Origin of the sequence: Pseudomonas kielensis (assembly GCF_030505375.1) — a bacterium.
GTDB classification, from domain to species: Bacteria; Pseudomonadota; Gammaproteobacteria; order Pseudomonadales; family Pseudomonadaceae; genus Aquipseudomonas; species Aquipseudomonas kielensis.
The window spans coordinates 4,968,119-4,986,122 of sequence record NZ_CP130043.1 but is presented as its reverse complement, the minus strand read 5'-3'; the positions used below and the strand labels follow the sequence as shown (position 1 = coordinate 4,986,122).

Sequence of the window (18,004 nt, the reverse complement as noted above, 5' to 3'; positions counted from 1 at the left end):
TGCATGAGCAACGAAAAATCTGCCAACGCCACCGAACCGAAACTCAGCGCCGCCGAAAAGCGCAAGGCCCAACGAATTGCCCGGCTGGCGCTTGTACGTGAATTGATCAGCGCTGCAAAAAATAAAGAAAAAGACGTTTGGGCTCGTCTTGGCGATACGGATAACGCCGTGAGCAAAAACCTCAAGGCTATTCTGCGCGATCACCTCAAGGCTCGGCAGGAACCTCGCTGCTGCTATTGCAAGCGATGGCTGATAAATAATGCCCATGCCAGCCCAATTGAGCACATCTTGCCGCGCGATGATTACCCGCAATTTGCACTCCACACCCGTAACCTCGCCATTGCGTGCAATGACTGCAATGCAATGAAAGCCAATGATGACTGGGGCAAGTCCACAGGGCCCCACGAGCGTTACCCTTTGCCTGCCGCGATGAGTTTCTTTCACCCCTTCTATCATCGTTATGACGATCACATCCGCTTTGTGCGCATGGAAACCAACCGACAGGAACTAGTTACTTATCAAGGCCTCACGCCCCAAGGGCGTCAATTGTGTACAGCGTTGCTCAGCAAAGTGGTGGGCAAGCAAAACCTCAAGCGTAACTGCCCACAACTGGCGAATTGGTTACGGCCACTGGACGAACTTGACGTTGATCGACAATCACCTACCCGCCCCGCCCTTCAAGCCTTCCTAGCCGCCGTGGAAGTGACTGTCGCCCAGCGGTTGAATGACGCGGATAGAGCCAGCGCGTTGTGGGTGATCCCCCAGGAGCCAATCAAAAAGAAGCAGACTGCTGGAACGAAGCGCCATCCTACAGGTACGCACACCTGAAGTTCCTAGATCGCTCAGAAGCACATACCGCTGATGCGCAAACTGCTGACCGAAGAAGGTAAAACCTGGTCCCACGCCAAGATCATCTCTGTACTCTGACTAGGTCAGGGCGGGCACCCGCTGAGAGGTCTTGATTGGCAGTGCCAATTTCACTGCAGGTGCTATCAAGCACAACACGGAGTAGTGCAGTAAAAGTACTTTATCGAGCAGTGAGCGGGCGACTATTCCATACGACGGCTTTGCCTGACGCTGAAGGTCCACCCCAGTGGTTATTACGCTTGGTTGTCTGAGCCGCAATCTGCCCGCGGTTAAAGACGACCGAAGATTGCGGCCGCCATCGTGTGACGAGGCCTATGCGTCTTGAAGGTCTGCGCTCTCAGACAAGGGACGCTCACCCAGTGTACGGCACCAGTAAACGTGAGGTTAGAAAGGTCAACAACGCGGCCAGCATCAGCAAGCACGCACTGGCGATAAAAGTGCTCTGGTAGCCGAGCGTATCAAACAGTACGCCACCCACGGTGGACCCCACTGCGATGGCTAATTGCACGATCGCCACCATCAGTCCGCCGCCCGCCTCGGCGTGATGGGGCAAGGCCTGCGCGATCCAGCTCCACCAGCCCACTGGCGCAGCCGTCGCGATAAATCCCCAGAGCCCCAGCAGCAACGCCACGGTCATAACCCAAGTGCCAGCAGGAATCAGCGCGAAGGCAATCAGGGCCATTAGCAGTGAGATAGTACCCAGGGTTCCGTAGAGGCTGCGCTTCAGCACCACACCGATTATTGCCGTGCCACAAAAGCCGGCCACACCGATCACCAATAGAAGCAGAGAAAGGGTCGACACGTTGACCAGGGTGACCGTTTCCAGAAATGGGCGCAGGTAAGTGAACAGCGTAAACTGGCCCATAAAAAACAGGCCGCTGGCGGCCATGCCTAACGCCACCGTGCGATTTCTCAGCAGTTTGAAAACATTGCCCCCCACTGGCGAACGCTCCTGCGCTGCCATGCTTGGCAGGCTGATCCATTGCCAGACCAGGGCAATCAGCGCCACCGGAACCAAGCAGAAAAACGCCCCGCGCCACCCCACTACCGAGCCCAGATAACTGCCCATCGGTGCGGCCACCACCGTCGCCAGCGCGTTGCCGCCGTTGAAAATCGCTAGCGCTCTGGGCACCTGTGTGGCCGGAACCAGGCGCATCGCGGTGGCTGCCGACATCGACCAGAAGCCGCCAATCACCAAACCAATGAGGGCACGCCCAACCATGTAGATCGGGTAGTTCGGAGCAAGTGCCACAACAGCCCCCGACACCGCCATCAAGCCAGTGAGCGCCAAAAGCAGCGTCTTTCTATCGAGAGTGCCGGCGATCCAGCTGATGGACAGGCTGGCCAACACCGCAAACGCGCCAGAGATGGCAAGCCCCTGCCCTGCCAAGCCTTGGCTCACCTGCAGGTCGTTTGCCAATGGCGTCAGCAGGCTGACTGGCATGAACTCCGATGCGATCAGCGCGAATACACACAATGTCATCGCGTAAACGCCGCCCCAGTGACCCGCACGGGGTCCTGATTCGCGGGTGGAATTGGCGCTCGGGTGGGTGTCAGTGCAAGTGTTGTTCATCGTGTTGAAAAGCCTTGATGGTGCCTGCCCGTTAATTCAGATGATCCTGGAAGAACTGGGTCAGCTTGGCGAAAGGAATCAGATCGACCCGGTCATACAGATCGACATGGCCTGCGTTGGGCACGATGACCAACTCTTTAGGTTCTCCGGCCAGGCGCATCGCTTCTTCGCTGAACTCGCGGGAGTGGGCGTTTGCGCCTGTTATAAACAGCATCGGGCGGGGCGAAATACTCTCGATATCAACAAATGGGTAGAAATTCATGAACTTGGTGTTGCTGCTCAGCGTCGGGCGGGTGGTCTGTTGCGGGGTGGAGCTGGCCGGCGTGAATTCACCGCGCGGGGTGCGGTAGAAATCAAAGAACTCGCGCTGAATGGGGTGGGTGTCGGCATTGAGCGCCTGTACGGTGCCACCGGTGTATTCGGTCTTGCCGCCGGTGAATTCCACATAACGCTGCTCGGCCGCCGCTGCGATGACCTGCTTGCGCTGCTCAAGGGTTTGCGAGTGCTTGAGACCGTTGCGGTTGGCGGCGCCCATGTCGTACATGCTGACAGTGGCGATCGCTTTCATGCGTGGGTCTATCTTGGCCGCGCTGATCACGAAGCTACCGCTGCCACAGATACCCAGGACGCCGATGCGCTCACGGTCGATAAAGGGGCGCGTGCCGAGATAATCCACGGCGGCGCTGAAGTCCTCGGCGTATACGTCCGGCAGCACCGCATTGCGTGGGCTGCCTTCGCTTTCGCCCCAGAACGACAAATCCAGCGATAGGGTAACGAAGCCCTCTTCCGCCAGTTTTTGCGCATAAAGGTTGGAGCTTTGCTCCTTTACCGCGCCCATGGGGTGGCCAACGATAATGGCCGGGCTGCGGGTGGTGTTGGCCAGACCTTTAGGGACGAAAAGATTGCCCACCACATTGAGCTGATACTGATTTTTGAAGCTGACCTTCTGCATGGTCACCTTGTCACTTTTGAAGAAATTATCTGCACCGTTGGACATATCGGCTCCTAAAGCGGTGAGTGAACAGAACATAAACCCGAGCATTACGAGAAGGCTTTTCATAGGGCATCTTTTTCAGAGGAAGCCAACGGCGAAGCAGGCAGTTAGCGCAAGGCTCTGCCCTCTCCCCGCAGGCAGGGTTGGGATGCCAGCTATTGTTGCTGAACCAAGAGATTTTGATTAGCTAATGAATACTTAATTCGGATATAAGCCTAGCTAATCAATCGCCTGAGTACATCGCTGTGGCTAAACACAATTTCAACGATCTGCTGGCCTTCGTCACCGTGGCGCGCACGGGCAGCTTTACCCGCGCGGCAGTTCAACTTGAGGTGACCCAATCGGCAGTGAGTCAGGTGGTTTCGGCCCTGGAGGCACGTCTGAAAATTCGCTTGCTTACCCGCACCACGCGCAGCGTTTCTCTGACTACGGCGGGTGAGCGATTGCTGGAAGCTGTGGGCCATCGCTTTGATGAAATCGAAGCCGAAGTGGAAGCCTTGACTGAGTTGCGCGACAAACCGGCCGGCACGGTGCGGATCACCTGCGGTGACAGCATCATCAAGACCACGCTGCTGCCCAAGCTAACGCCACTGCTGCAGATGTATCCGGATATCAAGCTGGAATTCGATATCAACTATGGCTTTCGCGATATCGTCGCCGACCGCTTCGATGCCGGCGTGCGCTTCAGTGACACGGTGGCCCAAGACATGATTGCCGTGCCCATCGGCCCGGCGATACGAATGGCGGTCGTGGCAGCGCCCAGTTACTTCGCCCGAAACCCCGCTCCCGAACATCCTCGCGATCTGGCAACACATCGCTGCATCGACATACGCTTCCCCACCTATGACGGCATGGACGCGTGGGAATTCGAGCGCCAGGGCAAGAAGCTGAAAGTGCGGGTAGCTGGCCAATTGGTATTCAACTCCACTACCCATATCGCCGATGCCGCGGTCAGCGGGCTGGGCATCGCTTATCTGCCCGAGGACGAATTTTCCTCGCAACTGGCTCAAGGACTCCTGGTACGGGTGCTGGAAGACTGGTGTGAGCCTTTCGGCGGTTTCCATCTGTACTACCCCAGCCGCCGGCAGCCTTCCCAGGCTTTTTCGCTAGTCGTTGATGCACTACGGGTGGATCGGCTGCCACCCGATGGCATCGTGACTTCAAGGGATGCGTGAGCAGACATAACCTATACAAAAAAAACGCCCGTAAAGGGTTTTGGCGATGCGTGCCACTCTGCTATGCATCTGCTGCGCTCGCACCTCGCCAGGCTGTCGTCACTTCCGAATGGGCAGTAGTGGCCAATCTCGCGGCAAATGAATAGAGCCCATTGTCAGTCCTTTTCTTTCAGCCTATCTTATACAAAACCTATACAAGACAGCAGTGGATGTACAATAAAAAGGATTGGCCACTGACGCTGTGCTTTGTAGGGTTTTGGGCATCGCCCCTGACATGGTGTGCCATCCGACCGCTGCTGCTTTTAGGTTATCGCCTCTTCTGCCGCTTGCGCCCCCATCTGGCGTGGCTTCCTCACCCTGATGGCCGCCGTCGCTGTGTGCACCTGGGTCATAGCTGATCGGGTGAACAACGTGTTTTCTGGTGCGCAGCAGGCACTCTCCGACTGCCAAGGATTGCCGCCACATCAAGCGCAGCATGGCTGCGAGGAGTCTAAATGAACCCATCAATAGCCAAGCATTACCGTGAAATTCTCGTCGCCGTAGGCGAGAATCCTGAGCGTGAAGGATTGCTGGACACGCCCACGCGCGCAGCCAAAGCGATGCAATACCTGTGCAACGGCTACACGATGAGTCTGGAAGACGTGACCAACGGTGCCCTGTTCGAATCGCAAAACGATGAAATGGTCATCGTGCGCGACATCGAACTGTATTCATTGTGTGAGCATCACCTGCTGCCCTTCATCGGCAAGGCTCATGTCGCGTACATCCCCACAGGCAGGGTACTGGGTCTATCAAAGGTCGCCCGAGTCGTCGATATGTTCGCTCGCCGCTTGCAGATCCAGGAAAACCTCACAAAACAAATTGCGGATGCCATCCATCACATCACCGATGCGGCCGGTGTGGCTGTGGTTATTGAGGCAAAGCACATGTGCATGATGATGCGAGGCGTGGAGAAGCAAAACTCGGTGATGACTACATCGGTGATGCTGGGCGCCTTTCGCGATTCGTCCGCTACGCGTCACGAGTTCCTGCAACTGATAGGGCGACGCGCTTAGCGCCAATAGATCACGTCTGTCTGCGGAGAGGCTAAATGAACAGTTCCTTCAGGATGAACTCCCTTGGCGAGGGCTACCGTGCCTTGGTGATAGGCGCCAGTGGAGCGCTCGGCGCGGCGTTTTGTGAGTGGCTCAACGAAGATCCAGGATGCTCGGTGGTTCGTGAGCTGGGGCGCAATAGTGTTCCAGGATTGGATCTGGAAAAGCCCGACAGTATCGCAAGCGCAGCCGCCGAATTAGCCGAAGAAGCCCCGTATCAGTTGATTTTGCATGCTGCCGGTCTGCTTCATCGCGAAGACATCAAGCCTGAAAAAAGTTACACCTCCATTGAAGCGGATGCGCTTCAGGCAATATTCCAAGTCAACACACTCGGGCCTGCACTGGTTTTGCGCCACTTCCTGCCCTTGCTTGACCCTCGTGGTGCGATGGCAATGCTTTGCGCCAAGGTCGGCAGTATTGGCGATAACCGTCTGGGCGGCTGGTATGCCTATCGCGCCTCCAAGGCAGCGTTGAACATGCTGATTAAAACGGCGGCGATTGAACTAGCACGAACACGCCCTCAGACGCGCTTGCTGAGTCTTCATCCAGGCACGGTCATTTCGGGCCTGTCCCAGCCCTTTAAAGGCGCTTGCGCCGCCAGGCCTGCAAGCCTCGCTGCCCGCGAATTGTTATCACTGATTGACCGCTTGGCGCCTGCCGACAGCGGCAATTTCTTTGCTTATAACGCAGAACGCCTACCGTGGTAGTTACGCATTCCGTTCTCGCTGACTGCGCCTTGGTGAGTCACCTTCCGTTGGACGCTGTCGAATGAACAAGACTCACCGACTGTGCCTGGTCTTGGGCGACCAGTTGTCTTTTGACCTGGCCTCATTGAAGGGGCTGGACAGCCAGCGCGATACGGTTTTACTGGTCGAAGTGATGGAGGAAGCCAGTCATGTGCCCCATCACCCGCAAAAAATCGCACTGATCTTCAGTGCGATGCGTCATTTTGCTGAGGCGTTGCAGCAGCGTGGCATCCGCGTGCAATACGTCACGCTTGATGATCCGCAAAACAGCGGCTCGATGCCGGGCGAGTTGCGGCGCTGGCAGTCGTTGCTGCAACCGGATGAGTTGCACCTGACAGAATGCGGTGACTGGCGCCTGGAGCAGTCGCTCAAAGATTGCGGCTTGGCGATCCAGTGGCATACCGATAGCCGTTTTCTTTGCACCCGACTCGAGTTTGCGTCCTGGGCCGAAGGCAAAAAGCAGCTGCGCATGGAGTTCTTCTACCGCGAGATGCGACGCAAGAGTGGCTTGTTGCTCAACGGCGATGGCAGCCCGGTCGGCGGCGCCTGGAACTTTGATGCCGAAAATCGCAAGGCACTGCCTAAAGGCGTTAGAGCCCCCTCCCGCCTCCGTTTTTCGGCCGATGCAATCACCCAGGACGTGCTGGCGCTGGTCGCAAAAAACTTTTCCAGCCACTACGGCGCCCTCGACACCTTTGACTACCCGGTGACTCACGCCGATGCCCAAGCGCTGTGGGACTACTTCCTCGACTGGGGGTTGGCAGCCTTCGGCGACTACCAGGATGCGATGGCCAGTGATGAACCTTTCCTGTTCCATGCACGGATCAGCGCCGCGCTGAATATTGGCCTGCTGGATCTGCGTCAATTGTGCAGCGACGTCGAGGCGGCGTATTGGTCGCACAGAATTCCATTAAACGCCGCCGAAGGCTTTATCCGTCAACTCATTGGCTGGCGTGAATATGTACGCGGCGTGTACTGGCTGAAAATGCCCGACTACGCCGGCGGCAATCTGTTTGGTAACAGCAGGCCGCTTCCAGCGTTCTATTGGACAGGCGACACCAGGATGAACTGCATGGGCCAGGCGATCGGCCAAAGTTTGAAACATGCCTATGCCCACCATATCCAACGGTTGATGGTGACCGGCAACTTTGCGTTGCTGGCGGGCATCGCACCGAGCCAGATGTGCGACTGGTACCTGGCGATCTACATGGACGCATTCGACTGGGTCGAGCTACCCAATACATTGGGCATGGTCATGCATGCCGATGGTGGTTACTTGGGCTCCAAGCCTTACTGCGCCAGTGGCCAGTATATAAAGCGTATGTCCGACTACTGCCGAAACTGCGCGTACAAAGTCAGTGAAAGCACGACGGACGACGCCTGCCCTTTCAATTCGCTTTACTGGCATTTCCTAATGCGTCACGGCGACCTTCTGCGCAGCAATCAGCGTATGGGCATGGTCTACAAGAACCTCGATCGGATGACTGAGGCCAAGCAGCAAGGACTCTGGAAACGGGGCCAACAACTGCTCGCCAAACTCGATGCGGGGGAGTCGTTTTGAAGAAGAGTGAACTGCCTGTAAAGGCGTGTGCGGTCTGCGGATTGCCTTTCGCCTGGCGCAAGAAATGGGCGCGCTGCTGGGCTGAGGTGCGCTACTGCTCGGAGCGTTGCCAACGGCGCAGGAGCAGTGGACGTCATGTCATCCCCTCCCAAACTGCTGGAAATGGATGACTGGCGGATCACGACGTCCTGATAGAACGAATCCCGATTGCCCTGGACATACGCCCTGGCCACCTCCTGGTTCTGTTCTTCAGTCCAGCTCGGGACCCGTTTGACCATGCACCCAAAACGTAAATCGAAGCTGTTCGGCATCACGGCACGTGGCTGTTGAGCAAAATGGCGTAGATACGTACATCGCCGAACATCAAGCTGATCTGTGTGAAGTGGGTAGCAGGTCCGTAGTAGGCCGATGGCGCGATCAGGTCGCCGCCCAGGCGCTCGGAGTCACCATGGAAAATCGGGTGCCCGATGTGACCTTCAAAGACGTTGGCGAAGCAGAGGGTCAGCGAGGAGCCTCGGCCGAGCAAAACTGGATGCTCACTTCAAAGCCATCCTCCCGACCTTTCGCCGGTGATGTCAGGGTCATACTGGCGCCGACGCCTTGCACAATGGTTTTGGCAATCGCCAACCCTAACCCCGAGCCACTGGCTTGGTTGTTACCCCGAACAAAGCGGTCGGTCAGTTGCTGCAAGGCTGACTCTGGCACCGTCGGGCCGCCATTGGTTACCCGTAGCAGCGCCTGATTGGTGAGACTGACGTTGATCGGTTGGTCTGCTGCGCCGTACTTCAACGCATTCTCGATTACGTTGCGCAACAGAATGCCGAAGGCATCCGGGTCAATTGCCGAGTAGACACTGGCCTGGGTTGGCAATTGCAACTCGATCCGATGCCCGCTGCTTTGGTTCCACTCGTCGACCACATGGGCCAGTAATGGAATCAGGTCCTGAGGCGCTTCGGGCAACAGCCCGCCGCCCTCAGCCTTGGCCAGTTGCATGAGTTTTTCCGAGAGCCGTGCCAGGTCACGCAAGGAGTTTTCGATCTTCGCCGCTCGTACCCGCAACGGCCCCTCGGGCGCTTCTTGGCGCAGGCGTTGGATCTGCGCCAGGGTCGCCGCCAGCGGTGTACGCAGTTCATGGGCGCTGTTGGCGGTGAAACTGCGCTCGGCCTCCAATGCCTTACGTAGACGCTCAAGCAGGTGGTTGACCGCATCGGCCAGCGGGTCGATTTCCGCAGGGAGTTGCGCCACGTTGATCGCAGACAGGTCACCCACGCCCCGCGCTTCCACGGCCCGACGATAGGCCAACACGCTGCGCAGGCTGATGCGAACAAACACCCAGGTGCCCAGCAGACTGATGGGGATCAACGCCAGCAACGGCAACAGCAAGGCAAACAGCGCTTCGCGCGCCGCTTCACGGCGATGGCCGAGCGGTTCGGCGATTTCGATAAACAGTGTTCCGCGCATCGCTGAAGCACCGTACAGGCGGTACTTTTTGGTGGTGGAAAAGCCTTCGCTCGGTCGTTTGTTGAAGATCTTTGGGTTGGCATCGTGGGACTGCATCAGAATCTCGCCGTTGGCATCGCGAACCAGATACGTCAGGTATTCCTTGTGCATTTTCAGCGTGGCGATGTGTTGTGCATCTCGTGGTTCTTCACGGTTGCTGATTTCCAGTGCCGCCAAAGGCAAGATGCGCTGCGCGGTCTCCTCCAGCGCGCTGTCGAAGGCTTCATTCAACTCGTGCTGCACCACCAGCCAGGCGCCAACGGTCGCTCCCAGCCAGAGCAAGGTCATGCCCAGTGTCAAACCGAGGCCGAGGCGTTTTTGCAGGCTTGAAGACTTCATAGGGGCATCAACCGGTAACCCATGCCGCGCACGGTTTCAATCAGCTCGCGCCCGAGTTTTTTGCGCAGGCGACTGATGTAGACCTCAATGGTATTGCTCTCGATTTCCGCGCCGAAGGCATACAGGCGCTCCTCGAGCTGCGACTTCGACAGCAGCGCACTGGGGCGCTGGACAAAGGCCTCGAACAGCGCCCACTCGCGGGCCGTCAGATCTACCGTGACGCCGGCGCGCTGTACCGTGCGGGCGCTCATATCGACTTGCAGATCACCGAGCCTGATCTGCGGATTGGGATTGCCACTGTAGCGTCGGGCCACGGCTGCAACCCGGGCGGACAGTTCGAACAGGTCGAACGGCTTGACCAGGTAGTCGTCAGCCCCGGCATTGAGACCGGCAATACGGTCGGAGATCTGATCCTGGGCGGTCAGGATGATCACCGGGGTCACGTCACCGGCCAAGCGCTGCTGGCGCAGGAAATCCAGGCCGCGACCGTCCGGCAGCATCAGGTCCAGCAAAATCAAGTCGTATGGCGTCGTGCGTACGCTATTGCGCGCATGGTCCAGGCGTTGCACCCAATCCACGGCGTGACCGTCATCGGCAATCTGCTCGCGTACCGCCTCTCCTAGCCCCTGTGCGTCCTCGACCAATAAAACCCGCATCTTGCATCCCCTGTGATCGTTGTCATGCAGCACCTTAATCGCCTTGCCTGACGTGAATCTGAAGATTCAGCTGGTTGTCAGGAATGCACCTTAGGGTATGCCACTCACGCCGGCCCGACAGGAGACAGATCATGAAATCAGCTTTTATTGCCAGTACCGCCCTGTTGAGCGTGCTGCTCAGCGCTTATGCCCTGGCCGATGACGACTGCAGCGAGCCCGTCAGCGACTGGCAGCCACGCGAAACCCTGCGCCAGAACGTGGAACAGCAATGGGGCTGGAGCGTGCAGCGCATCAAGGTCGACGACGGTTGCTACAAACTCAAAGGAACCGACCGCAAGGGCAACGCCATCGAAGCCCGCTACGCCCCCGCCTCCCTACGCTTGCGCTCGTTGCAGATCAATTTCGGTGACGACGGCGACGCCGGGGACTACCTCGCCCAGCCGGCTCACGAATGATTCATGGCCGTTCAGGTTGCTGTCAGCAAGCAGGTTCAGGCTCCCGCCCTATCGTACAAACAGGACTTCCTCATGAAAAAGATCATCGCTGCAACCTGCCTGGTCGGTGCCATTGCCCTCCCGGGGCTGGCCCAGGCCCGTGAAGTGACCCTGACCACGCAACTGAAGAACTACAGCGGAAACGATGCATACCTGGCGATCTATCTCACCGACGCCAATGGCCAATACCAGAAGACGCTTTGGGTGGCTGGCAAAAAGGCCAAGTACTACCGGCACCTGACCGATTGGGCCCGGGGCAGCGGTATGCGCCCGAGCGAGTATGACGGGGTCAGCGGCGCCAGTGTCGGCAGTGGGCAGACCCTCAAAGTCAGCGTTGAGTTGGCGGACACCTTGATTGATGCCGGCTACCAGATCCGCATCGACAGCGCCGTGGAGGACAAGCGTGAAGCCCGAGCCGACATCAGCGTCCCCCTGACCTCCAAGGGTTCGAGCGTCCCCGCGCCGGGCAACACCTACGTCGATTCCTTTACTTACGATCTGTAGCACCTGCACGTACTGGAGGCTGAACATGCTTCGTCAGTTGCATTCCTTGCCCGGCCTGATTGCCGCCCTGTTGGTCATGACATTGGCCATCAGCGGCGCGATATTGTCCGTGGATCCAGCGTTGGAACGCCTGCACAGCCCCCCTGTTGCTGCCGGCCAACTGAATGTGGGTCAATTGGCCGGGCGCATTGCCAACCACTATCGGGGCGCCGAGCAAATCCAGCGCACCGCGTCGGGAACGGTCATCGTCTACTACAGCCAGGGCGGTCAGTCCGGGGCCGATATGGTCGATCCACTGACCGGCCAGGGCCTTGCGCCCTATGCACCGTCGGCCTTCACGCGCTGGGTCAAAGACCTGCACCGCTCGCTGTTCATGGGCACGCCGGGCCACGGTGTGTCGGGCGCCGGCGCCCTGTTCATGTTGATCCTGTCGGTGTCCGGCGCCTTACTGCTGGCCCGACGCCTGGGCGGCTGGCGCAATCTGCTGCGACCACTGCGGGGTACGTTAAGCCAGCGCTGGCATGCTGAAGTCGGGCGCCTGGCCTTGCTGGGGCTGTTGTTGTCAGCCCTCAGTGGCCTCTACATGTCTGCCACCACCTTCGGTTTGATCGCCGACGGCAGTCAGAACGAGCCCCCCTTCCCCACTCACATCAGCACCGGCGAGGCGTTGCCGGTGGCGAACCTGCAAGCCTTGCAGGCCATCGACCTGAATGACCTGCACGAACTGGTCTACCCAAGCCCCGGCAATCCGCAGGACGTGTTTTCCTTGCGCACGGCCCAGGGCGACGGCTACGTGGACCCGGTCAGCGGCACCCTGTTGTCCTGGCAAGCCCATGACTCGATGCACAACGTTTACCAACTGATCTACCGGTTGCACACCGGTGAAGGCCTTTGGTGGCTGGGCCTGCTGCTCGGTCTGTGCGCCCTGTGCGTACCGTTGATGAGTGTGACCGGCATGCTGCTCTGGTGGCGCCGCCGCAAGGCCGGCCCGAACATCCGCCACAACAGCCCCGCTCACTGCGCCGATAGCGTGATTCTGGTGGGCAGTGAAAACAACAGCACCTGGGGCTTTGCCAACACCCTGCACGATGCCCTGCACCGGGCCGGGCATCGGGTGCACAGCGCGGCGATGAATCAATGGACAGGCGATTACCGCAGCGCCCAACGGCTGTTCATTCTTACCGCGACCCATGGCGACGGCGATGCCCCCGCCTCGGCGTCGCAATTCCTGGCACGGCTGACCCGGGTGGGCCTCACGCCAGGCCTACCGTTTGCGGTGCTGGGGTTTGGGGATCGACAGTTTCCGAAATTCTGTCAGTACGCCCATCAAGTGCACGATGCGTTGGTGCAGGCCGGTGGCACAGCATTAGTGGGGCTGGAGACAATCAATCGCCAGTCCCCTCAAGAGTTCGCACGATGGGGGCACGCATTAGGCGATGCGCTGGGAGATGATCTGACCCTGGTCCACACCCCGCAACAGCCGCGTACGCATCAACTGGTATTGCACGAATGCAGGGTCTACGGCGAGCAGGTGAATGCGCCGACCCACATTCTGCGCTTCAAGGCGCCGGGTGAATTACCCGCCTTCCAGGCGGGGGACCTGGTCGGGATTCTACCGCCGGGTAGCCCCGTACCACGCTTCTACTCACTGGCCAGCGGTTCCGACGACGGCGTGCTGGAAATCTGCGTCCGTAAACACGAAGGTGGTCTGTGTTCGGCGTTCCTGCACGGCCTGGCGATTGGCGAGTCGATCGAAGCGTTCATTCAGCCCAACCCACAATTTCGTCCAGCCTCGGGCGCGCACCCGGTGATCCTGATCGGTGCCGGCACCGGGATTGGCCCCTTGGCCGGTTTTATTCGTAACAACAAGGCCCGACACCCGATGCATTTGTACTGGGGCGGACGCAACCCGGCGTCGGATTTCCTCTACGAACCGGAGCTCAACCGTTACCTGGCCGACCGACGTCTGACCGCGCTACGCGCCGCGTTCTCGCAGGTTCAGGACCGCAGTTACGTGCAGGACCGATTGATCGGCGATGCCCTGGCCTTGCGCCGGTTGATTGAAAAAGGGGCTCAGGTGTTGGTGTGCGGCAGTCGCGAAATGGCCAAAGGCGTGATGCTGGCCCTGGATGAAGTGTTGGCGCCGCTCAACCTGAGTGTACTGACTCTCAAGGCACAAGGACGCTACCGTGAAGATGTCTACTGATGGGCAACGCTACAGCCTGAACGGCGAGACCATGGGCAGCCGCTACACCGCACTGTTCTATGCCGATACGGGTGTCGACACCGATGAAATCGGTAGCCGCCTGGCCCAGGCCGTGGGCCGGGTGGACCAGCAAATGTCCACGTGGAAAGCCGACTCCGACCTCAACCGCCTCAATGCCGCCGCTGAACGAGAGTGGCTGCCGGTGCCCAAGGAACTGGCCACGGTGCTGGCTGCCGCGCTGCGGGTCAGTCAGCAATCCAACGGCGCTTTCGACATCGCCGTCGGTGATCTGGTGGAGGCCTGGGGGTTCGGTTCCGGCGAACGGCCAGTCAGTGAACAGGCGCTCACCGCAACGCCAGCGCGCCCCCGACTACCCGTCTGCGCAGCGCTGACGGTGGATCCGCAGCGCAATCAGGTGCGCAAACGTGTGCCGCTGCACCTTGACTTGAATGGCATCGCCAAGGGCTTCGGGGTCGACGAACTGGCCCGCTGCCTCGAAGGTTTTGGCATCACGCGCTACCTGGTGGGCATCGACGGCGAAATGCGCGCCCGCGGCCTCAAGCCTGATGCGCAACCCTGGGTCGTGGCCCTTGAAAAGCCCTGCCGGGGCACGCGTGAAGTCATGGGCGTGATGGAACTCAGCGATGCCGCCATCGCGACGTCGGGCGACTATCGACAGTGGGTCGAGGTGAATGGGCAAACCTACGCCCACACCATGAACCCGGTCACCGGCGCCCCACTGCGCAACTCACTGGCGGCGGTCACCGTGGTGGCGGCCTCGTGCATGCTCGCCGACGCCTGGGCCACGGCGCTGCTGGTGCTGGGGGACATCGAAGGCCCACGTTTGGCTCAGGAACGCGGGATGGACACGCTGTTCGTGCTGCACGACGGTCAACAGTTCAAGGAGATTTCTATAGTCGGCGGCCAGTTGCAGGCGCACATTGATACCCGTGCGTTTGATCCGCCCAATGACAGTGAGTCCCGCTAAACCATGAAATTCATGCACCGGCACACCGAGTTACACCGCAGTGAGCGTATTGGCTGGCTGCGCGCGGCCGTCCTGGGGGCCAACGACGGGATCGTGTCCACCGCCAGCCTGTTGATCGGCGTCGCCGCCGCCAACGCCAGTCACACCACGCTGCTGGTCACCGGGATGGCCGGACTGGTGGCGGGTGCGATGTCCATGGCGGCCGGGGAATACGTGTCCGTGCACTCTCAGGCGGACACCGAACGGGCCGATCTGTCGCGCGAACGGGCCGAACTGGCCAACGACTCAAAAGCCGAACACATCGAACTGGCGAACATTTACATGCATCGCGGCGTATCGCCGGAACTGGCGCATCAAGTGGCCGAACAATTGATGGCCCATGACGCCCTCGGCTCACACGCCCGGGACGAACTGGGCATCAGCGCGACCCTCACCGCCAAGCCACTGCAGGCCGCCCTCGCCTCCGCCGCCAGTTTTGTTGTCGGTGCCGCGTTGCCGCTGGCGGTGATTTTCATCGCGCCAGCGAACAGCGTGGTGCCGTGGTTGTGCGGCATGTCACTGGTGTTTCTCAGCAGCCTGGGGGCCGTGGCGGCCAGGGCCGGGGGCGCCAGCGTAGTGACCGGCGCGTGGCGCGTGTCGGTGTGGGGGGTGTTGGCGATGGGCATCACCGCGCTGGTGGGATCGTTGTTCGGAGCGGTGGTCTAGCGCGCCTGGAGGCTGCAAAAAACACAAGCGAGGCCGCGATAGGGGGATCACCAGAGAGCGATGTCGTAGGTAAAGTAGATCCGGTTGCTGTCACGTCCACGGGAATAGTCAGAGCGGTAAACGTAGAGCGTCCCTTTGATAGAGCCCATCGTTAACCGATCGTTGGGACTGGTTTACCGAAGAGGCGCCTCACTGTCTCCGGCAGCGGAAAAATTCGTCTCGATACTGCTGGAACAGTGGGAGAAATGACCTCACTCCAAGATCTGGATCTTGTTTGAGGAGACGCCTAGGTCCACGCACCTCATCACACACCCCACGTAAAAGGCCCAGGAAGGGCCTTTTACGTTCAAACTCAATTCACCGGATTGCCTACAGGGTGTAAGAAAAGCCGACCTGAACGGTTCTCGGTTCACCAGGGTAAGCGTAGACATTTCCGAAGGCGCCTTCCTCATAGTCCCGGTCAAACACATTCTTCACATCTAGATTCAGCCTGACGTTGTCATTGATTTTGTAGAAACCGAGCAGATCGACGACGGTGTAACTGCCCATCGAAAACGCCGTATTCGCCGTCTGCCCTGCGCGCTCACCGACGTACTTGAACCCTGTGCCAAGCCCCAGCCCTCTTAGCCCGCCATTCTGGAACTCGTAGACGTTGAGCAGGCTGAAGCTGTTCTTCGGAATGTTCATCAGGCGGGTGCCCGACGGGATCACATTGTCCTTGGTGACCTCGGCATCGACATAGGCATAACCGCCAATCACCCGCCACTCAGGGGTGACATTGCCAGCCACGTTCAAATCAAAGCCACGACTGCGCACTTCGCCAGCCGCCACGCTGAAGGTCGAGTCCACGGGGTCGGTGGTCAGGACATTGCGTTTTTCAATCTGATAGATTGCCCCATCAACACTCAGCTGACGATCCAGCGCTTCCCATTTGATTCCCATCTCATAGGACTTGCCCTTTTCCGGCTCAAATCCACCACCCTCTCGGCTGGCTCCGCTATTGGGTTTGAAAGAGCGCGCGGTATTGGCATACACCGCCACGGTATCGGTCAGGTCATAGAGCACGCCGAGACGTGGCGTCACCGCATTGTCGCTCGCTTCCCAGCTCCTGCCACCCGGCACGAAGGTTTCGTAGTCATGCTCGAAGCGCTCGAAACGGGCGCCGGCCAAGACTTTGAGGCGCTCAGTCAATGCCACCTGATCCTGGATAAAGGCCGCGTAGGTCTTGAGGTTTTCCTTATCATTGGTCGGCGTGCGGGTCAGGGCCGGACGAGGCTGGCCATATACCGGGTTGAAGATATCAATCGGGTAGGCACTCACCGCACCGCTGGAGCGCTGGATAATGGACTTATAGTCGTAATCCTCGTACTCGACTCCGGTCAGCAGGGTGTGATCGAAGCCGCCGGCGGAGAAATGTCCGGTGAGGTTCAGTTGGGTGTCCTTGTCCGTCCACTCCAGCTTGCGATAGTTCCAGTTGCGACCCAGCGTGCGTCCGTCGTCAGCTACGCCATTGGCTTCAACGGCATTGCCCTGCAAGGTGCCATCGAGCCATTGAAAACCACCACCCAATGTCCAGTTGTCGCTGAGGAAGTGCTCGAAACGCAACTGCGCCATGTTGTTGTCGTTGTGCAATTTGCCGACGTCTTTTTCACCAAAGAACGTGTCACGCGACGCGGTGCCGATCTGATTCGGATAGCGCGTCACACCGCGATCCAGTGGATGGTTGTTGCGCATGAAATCGCCTTCGAAGATCACCTTGGTGTCGTCGTTGGCCTGCCACGATAAAACGGGCGTCACACCGTAACGTTCGGTCTCGACGTGATCGCGGAAGGTGTCACCCCCCTCTCCCACCACGTTCAAGCGATAAGCCAGGCGGCCTTCCTCGTCGAGCGGGCCAGAGGCATCCAGAGTGCCACGCTGCATTCCCTGATCGTCGAGTTGGCTGCCCAGCGTCACGCTGCGTTCAGCCAGCGGCTGCTTGGACACCACGTTGAACGTGCCACCAGGATCGCCCCGGCCATAGAGGGTGGTCGCCGGGCCGCGCAGCACTTCCAGCCGCTCAATGGAGTTCGCGTCCGGCATGTTTGGATAACCACGATTGATCGCAAAACCATTGCGATAGAACTCGCCAGTCGTAAATCCACGCACCGTGAATGTGGTCAGCCCCTGGCCACCGAAGTTGTTAGCCCGCCCTACTCCGCCGGCATAGTCCAGCGCGTCCTGGAGGCGAGTGGCCTCAATGTCCGTTACAACATCCTTGGTCACCACACTGATGGACTGCGGCGTTTCATGAATCGCCGTGTCGGTTCGTGTCGCGCTGGCGGAACGGGTTGCTCGATAGCCCTCCACCGGGCCTTGGGCTGTTTCGTAATCCGAGGTACCGACGATGTCAGTCGCCTGCAACTCCAGAGTGGTTTTATCAGTTGAAGCTTGCTCCGCCCAAGAGGGAACGGAAAACGCCTGGAGCACACAGATAGAAACCAGAGTACGACGCATCGAGGAAACCTTGAGTGAATAGCCAAATGGGGCGGCATACGCGCCAATAATTCGCGGCGCATGGTATACCACCTCATTAGCGTACGATACGCATTCGTATTTATAT

Annotated in this window: 16 protein-coding genes and 3 pseudogenes; 13 read left to right on the top strand and 6 right to left on the bottom strand. The window is 59.1% G+C overall.

Going from position 1 to position 18,004, the window contains the following annotated elements; genetic code table 11:
• Positions 1 to 3: 3 nt before the first annotated feature.
• Both Q1W70_RS23240 and Q1W70_RS23235 read left to right on the top strand, forming a co-directional pair.
• Positions 4 to 828, top strand: a complete 825-nt coding sequence (locus Q1W70_RS23240; RefSeq protein ID WP_166589610.1) for an HNH endonuclease — start codon at positions 4 to 6, stop codon at positions 826 to 828.
• A 219-nt stretch (positions 829 to 1,047) separates the two neighbouring features.
• A pseudogene (locus Q1W70_RS23235) lies at positions 1,048 to 1,211 on the top strand (IS3 family transposase); the annotation flags it as partial.
• Positions 1,212 to 1,219: 8 nt separating this feature from the next.
• Here Q1W70_RS23235 and Q1W70_RS23230 read toward each other — a convergent pair.
• Both Q1W70_RS23230 and Q1W70_RS23225 read right to left on the bottom strand, forming a co-directional pair.
• Positions 1,220 to 2,440: an MFS transporter gene (locus Q1W70_RS23230; protein ID WP_166589609.1), complete on the bottom strand. Its 1,221-nt coding sequence runs from the start codon at positions 2,438 to 2,440 to the stop codon at positions 1,220 to 1,222.
• A 31-nt stretch (positions 2,441 to 2,471) separates the two neighbouring features.
• A complete protein-coding gene (locus Q1W70_RS23225; RefSeq protein ID WP_166589608.1) occupies positions 2,472 to 3,500 on the bottom strand; it encodes an alpha/beta hydrolase in 1,029 nt (342 codons plus the stop codon).
• A gap of 179 nt (positions 3,501 to 3,679) precedes the next feature.
• Between Q1W70_RS23225 and Q1W70_RS23220 the strand changes: the two genes are divergently transcribed.
• The 5 genes from Q1W70_RS23220 (at position 3,680) to Q1W70_RS23200 (ending at position 8,180) form a co-directional block, all read left to right on the top strand.
• Complete coding sequence (locus tag Q1W70_RS23220) at positions 3,680 to 4,609, top strand: LysR family transcriptional regulator (protein WP_166589607.1); 930 nt, start codon at positions 3,680 to 3,682, stop codon at positions 4,607 to 4,609.
• A 494-nt stretch (positions 4,610 to 5,103) separates the two neighbouring features.
• On the top strand, positions 5,104 to 5,664 hold the full coding sequence (gene folE, locus Q1W70_RS23215) for a GTP cyclohydrolase I FolE (protein ID WP_166589606.1): 561 nt from the start codon (positions 5,104 to 5,106) through the stop codon (positions 5,662 to 5,664).
• Between the two features lie 35 nt (positions 5,665 to 5,699).
• Entirely contained in the window at positions 5,700 to 6,410 is a 711-nt protein-coding gene (locus Q1W70_RS23210) for an SDR family NAD(P)-dependent oxidoreductase (protein WP_166589605.1), read from the top strand.
• 61 nt (positions 6,411 to 6,471) lie between these two features.
• On the top strand, positions 6,472 to 8,010 hold the full coding sequence (locus Q1W70_RS23205) for a cryptochrome/photolyase family protein (protein WP_166589604.1): 1,539 nt from the start codon (positions 6,472 to 6,474) through the stop codon (positions 8,008 to 8,010).
• Positions 8,007 to 8,180 (top strand): DUF2256 domain-containing protein, encoded by a 174-nt coding sequence (locus tag Q1W70_RS23200; RefSeq protein ID WP_166589603.1) that lies wholly within the window; start codon positions 8,007 to 8,009, stop codon positions 8,178 to 8,180. Before Q1W70_RS23205 ends, Q1W70_RS23200 begins: the two co-directional genes overlap by 4 nt.
• Here the strand turns inward: Q1W70_RS23200 and Q1W70_RS27365 are convergent.
• The 3 genes and pseudogenes from Q1W70_RS27365 to Q1W70_RS23180 form a co-directional block, all read right to left on the bottom strand.
• Positions 8,172 to 8,512 (bottom strand): annotated as a pseudogene (locus Q1W70_RS27365) (3-ketosteroid-9-alpha-hydroxylase); the annotation flags it as partial. The gene Q1W70_RS23200 and the pseudogene Q1W70_RS27365 sit on opposite strands and share 9 nt — an antisense overlap.
• A complete protein-coding gene (locus tag Q1W70_RS23185) occupies positions 8,512 to 9,849 on the bottom strand; it encodes a sensor histidine kinase (RefSeq protein WP_302098037.1) in 1,338 nt (445 codons plus the stop codon). The pseudogene Q1W70_RS27365 and the gene Q1W70_RS23185, both read right to left, overlap by 1 nt.
• Positions 9,846 to 10,505 carry a response regulator transcription factor gene (locus Q1W70_RS23180; protein ID WP_166589601.1) on the bottom strand — a complete coding sequence of 220 codons (660 nt, stop codon included), beginning with the start codon at positions 10,503 to 10,505 and terminating at the stop codon, positions 9,846 to 9,848. Before Q1W70_RS23180 ends, Q1W70_RS23185 begins: the two co-directional genes overlap by 4 nt.
• A 131-nt stretch (positions 10,506 to 10,636) precedes the next feature.
• Here Q1W70_RS23180 and Q1W70_RS23175 point away from each other — a divergent pair, with 131 nt between their 5' ends.
• The 6 genes and pseudogenes from Q1W70_RS23175 to Q1W70_RS23150 all read left to right on the top strand — a co-directional run.
• The gene (locus Q1W70_RS23175; protein WP_166589600.1) at positions 10,637 to 10,960 is read left to right on the top strand and encodes a PepSY domain-containing protein; all 324 of its coding nucleotides are present in this window, start codon (positions 10,637 to 10,639) and stop codon (positions 10,958 to 10,960) included.
• Positions 10,961 to 11,032: 72 nt separating this feature from the next.
• A complete protein-coding gene (locus Q1W70_RS23170) occupies positions 11,033 to 11,503 on the top strand; it encodes a DUF2271 domain-containing protein (RefSeq protein ID WP_166589599.1) in 471 nt (156 codons plus the stop codon).
• 25 nt (positions 11,504 to 11,528) lie between these two features.
• On the top strand, positions 11,529 to 13,709 hold the full coding sequence (locus tag Q1W70_RS23165; RefSeq protein WP_166589598.1) for a PepSY domain-containing protein: 2,181 nt from the start codon (positions 11,529 to 11,531) through the stop codon (positions 13,707 to 13,709).
• Positions 13,699 to 14,697, top strand: coding sequence for an FAD:protein FMN transferase (locus tag Q1W70_RS23160; protein WP_166589660.1), 999 nt, complete (start codon positions 13,699 to 13,701; stop codon positions 14,695 to 14,697). Before Q1W70_RS23165 ends, Q1W70_RS23160 begins: the two co-directional genes overlap by 11 nt.
• A gap of 3 nt (positions 14,698 to 14,700) precedes the next feature.
• Positions 14,701 to 15,402, top strand: a complete 702-nt coding sequence (locus Q1W70_RS23155; protein ID WP_166589597.1) for a VIT1/CCC1 transporter family protein — start codon at positions 14,701 to 14,703, stop codon at positions 15,400 to 15,402.
• Positions 15,403 to 15,528: 126 nt separating this feature from the next.
• Positions 15,529 to 15,651: pseudogene (locus tag Q1W70_RS23150) on the top strand (LysR family transcriptional regulator); the annotation flags it as partial.
• Between the two features lie 120 nt (positions 15,652 to 15,771).
• Here the strand turns inward: Q1W70_RS23150 and Q1W70_RS23145 are convergent.
• Entirely contained in the window at positions 15,772 to 17,898 is a 2,127-nt protein-coding gene (locus Q1W70_RS23145; RefSeq protein ID WP_166589596.1) for a TonB-dependent siderophore receptor, read from the bottom strand.
• Positions 17,899 to 18,004 lie beyond the last annotated feature (106 nt).

Coding starts and splice junctions, on each gene's coding strand:
- Q1W70_RS23155 (WP_166589597.1), top strand. CDS start 14,701: ATGAAATTCATGCACCGGCACACCGAGTTACACCGCAGTGAGCGTATT.
- Q1W70_RS23210 (WP_166589605.1), top strand. CDS start 5,700: ATGAACAGTTCCTTCAGGATGAACTCCCTTGGCGAGGGCTACCGTGCC.
- Q1W70_RS23170 (WP_166589599.1), top strand. CDS start 11,033: ATGAAAAAGATCATCGCTGCAACCTGCCTGGTCGGTGCCATTGCCCTC.
- Q1W70_RS23240 (WP_166589610.1), top strand. CDS start 4: ATGAGCAACGAAAAATCTGCCAACGCCACCGAACCGAAACTCAGCGCC.
- Q1W70_RS23180 (WP_166589601.1), bottom strand. CDS start 10,505: ATGCGGGTTTTATTGGTCGAGGACGCACAGGGGCTAGGAGAGGCGGTA.
- Q1W70_RS23185 (WP_302098037.1), bottom strand. CDS start 9,849: ATGAAGTCTTCAAGCCTGCAAAAACGCCTCGGCCTCGGTTTGACACTG.
- Q1W70_RS23145 (WP_166589596.1), bottom strand. CDS start 17,898: ATGCGTCGTACTCTGGTTTCTATCTGTGTGCTCCAGGCGTTTTCCGTT.
- Q1W70_RS23205 (WP_166589604.1), top strand. CDS start 6,472: ATGAACAAGACTCACCGACTGTGCCTGGTCTTGGGCGACCAGTTGTCT.
- folE (WP_166589606.1), top strand. CDS start 5,104: ATGAACCCATCAATAGCCAAGCATTACCGTGAAATTCTCGTCGCCGTA.
- Q1W70_RS23160 (WP_166589660.1), top strand. CDS start 13,699: ATGTCTACTGATGGGCAACGCTACAGCCTGAACGGCGAGACCATGGGC.
- Q1W70_RS23225 (WP_166589608.1), bottom strand. CDS start 3,500: ATGAAAAGCCTTCTCGTAATGCTCGGGTTTATGTTCTGTTCACTCACC.
- Q1W70_RS23175 (WP_166589600.1), top strand. CDS start 10,637: ATGAAATCAGCTTTTATTGCCAGTACCGCCCTGTTGAGCGTGCTGCTC.
- Q1W70_RS23230 (WP_166589609.1), bottom strand. CDS start 2,440: ATGAACAACACTTGCACTGACACCCACCCGAGCGCCAATTCCACCCGC.
- Q1W70_RS23165 (WP_166589598.1), top strand. CDS start 11,529: ATGCTTCGTCAGTTGCATTCCTTGCCCGGCCTGATTGCCGCCCTGTTG.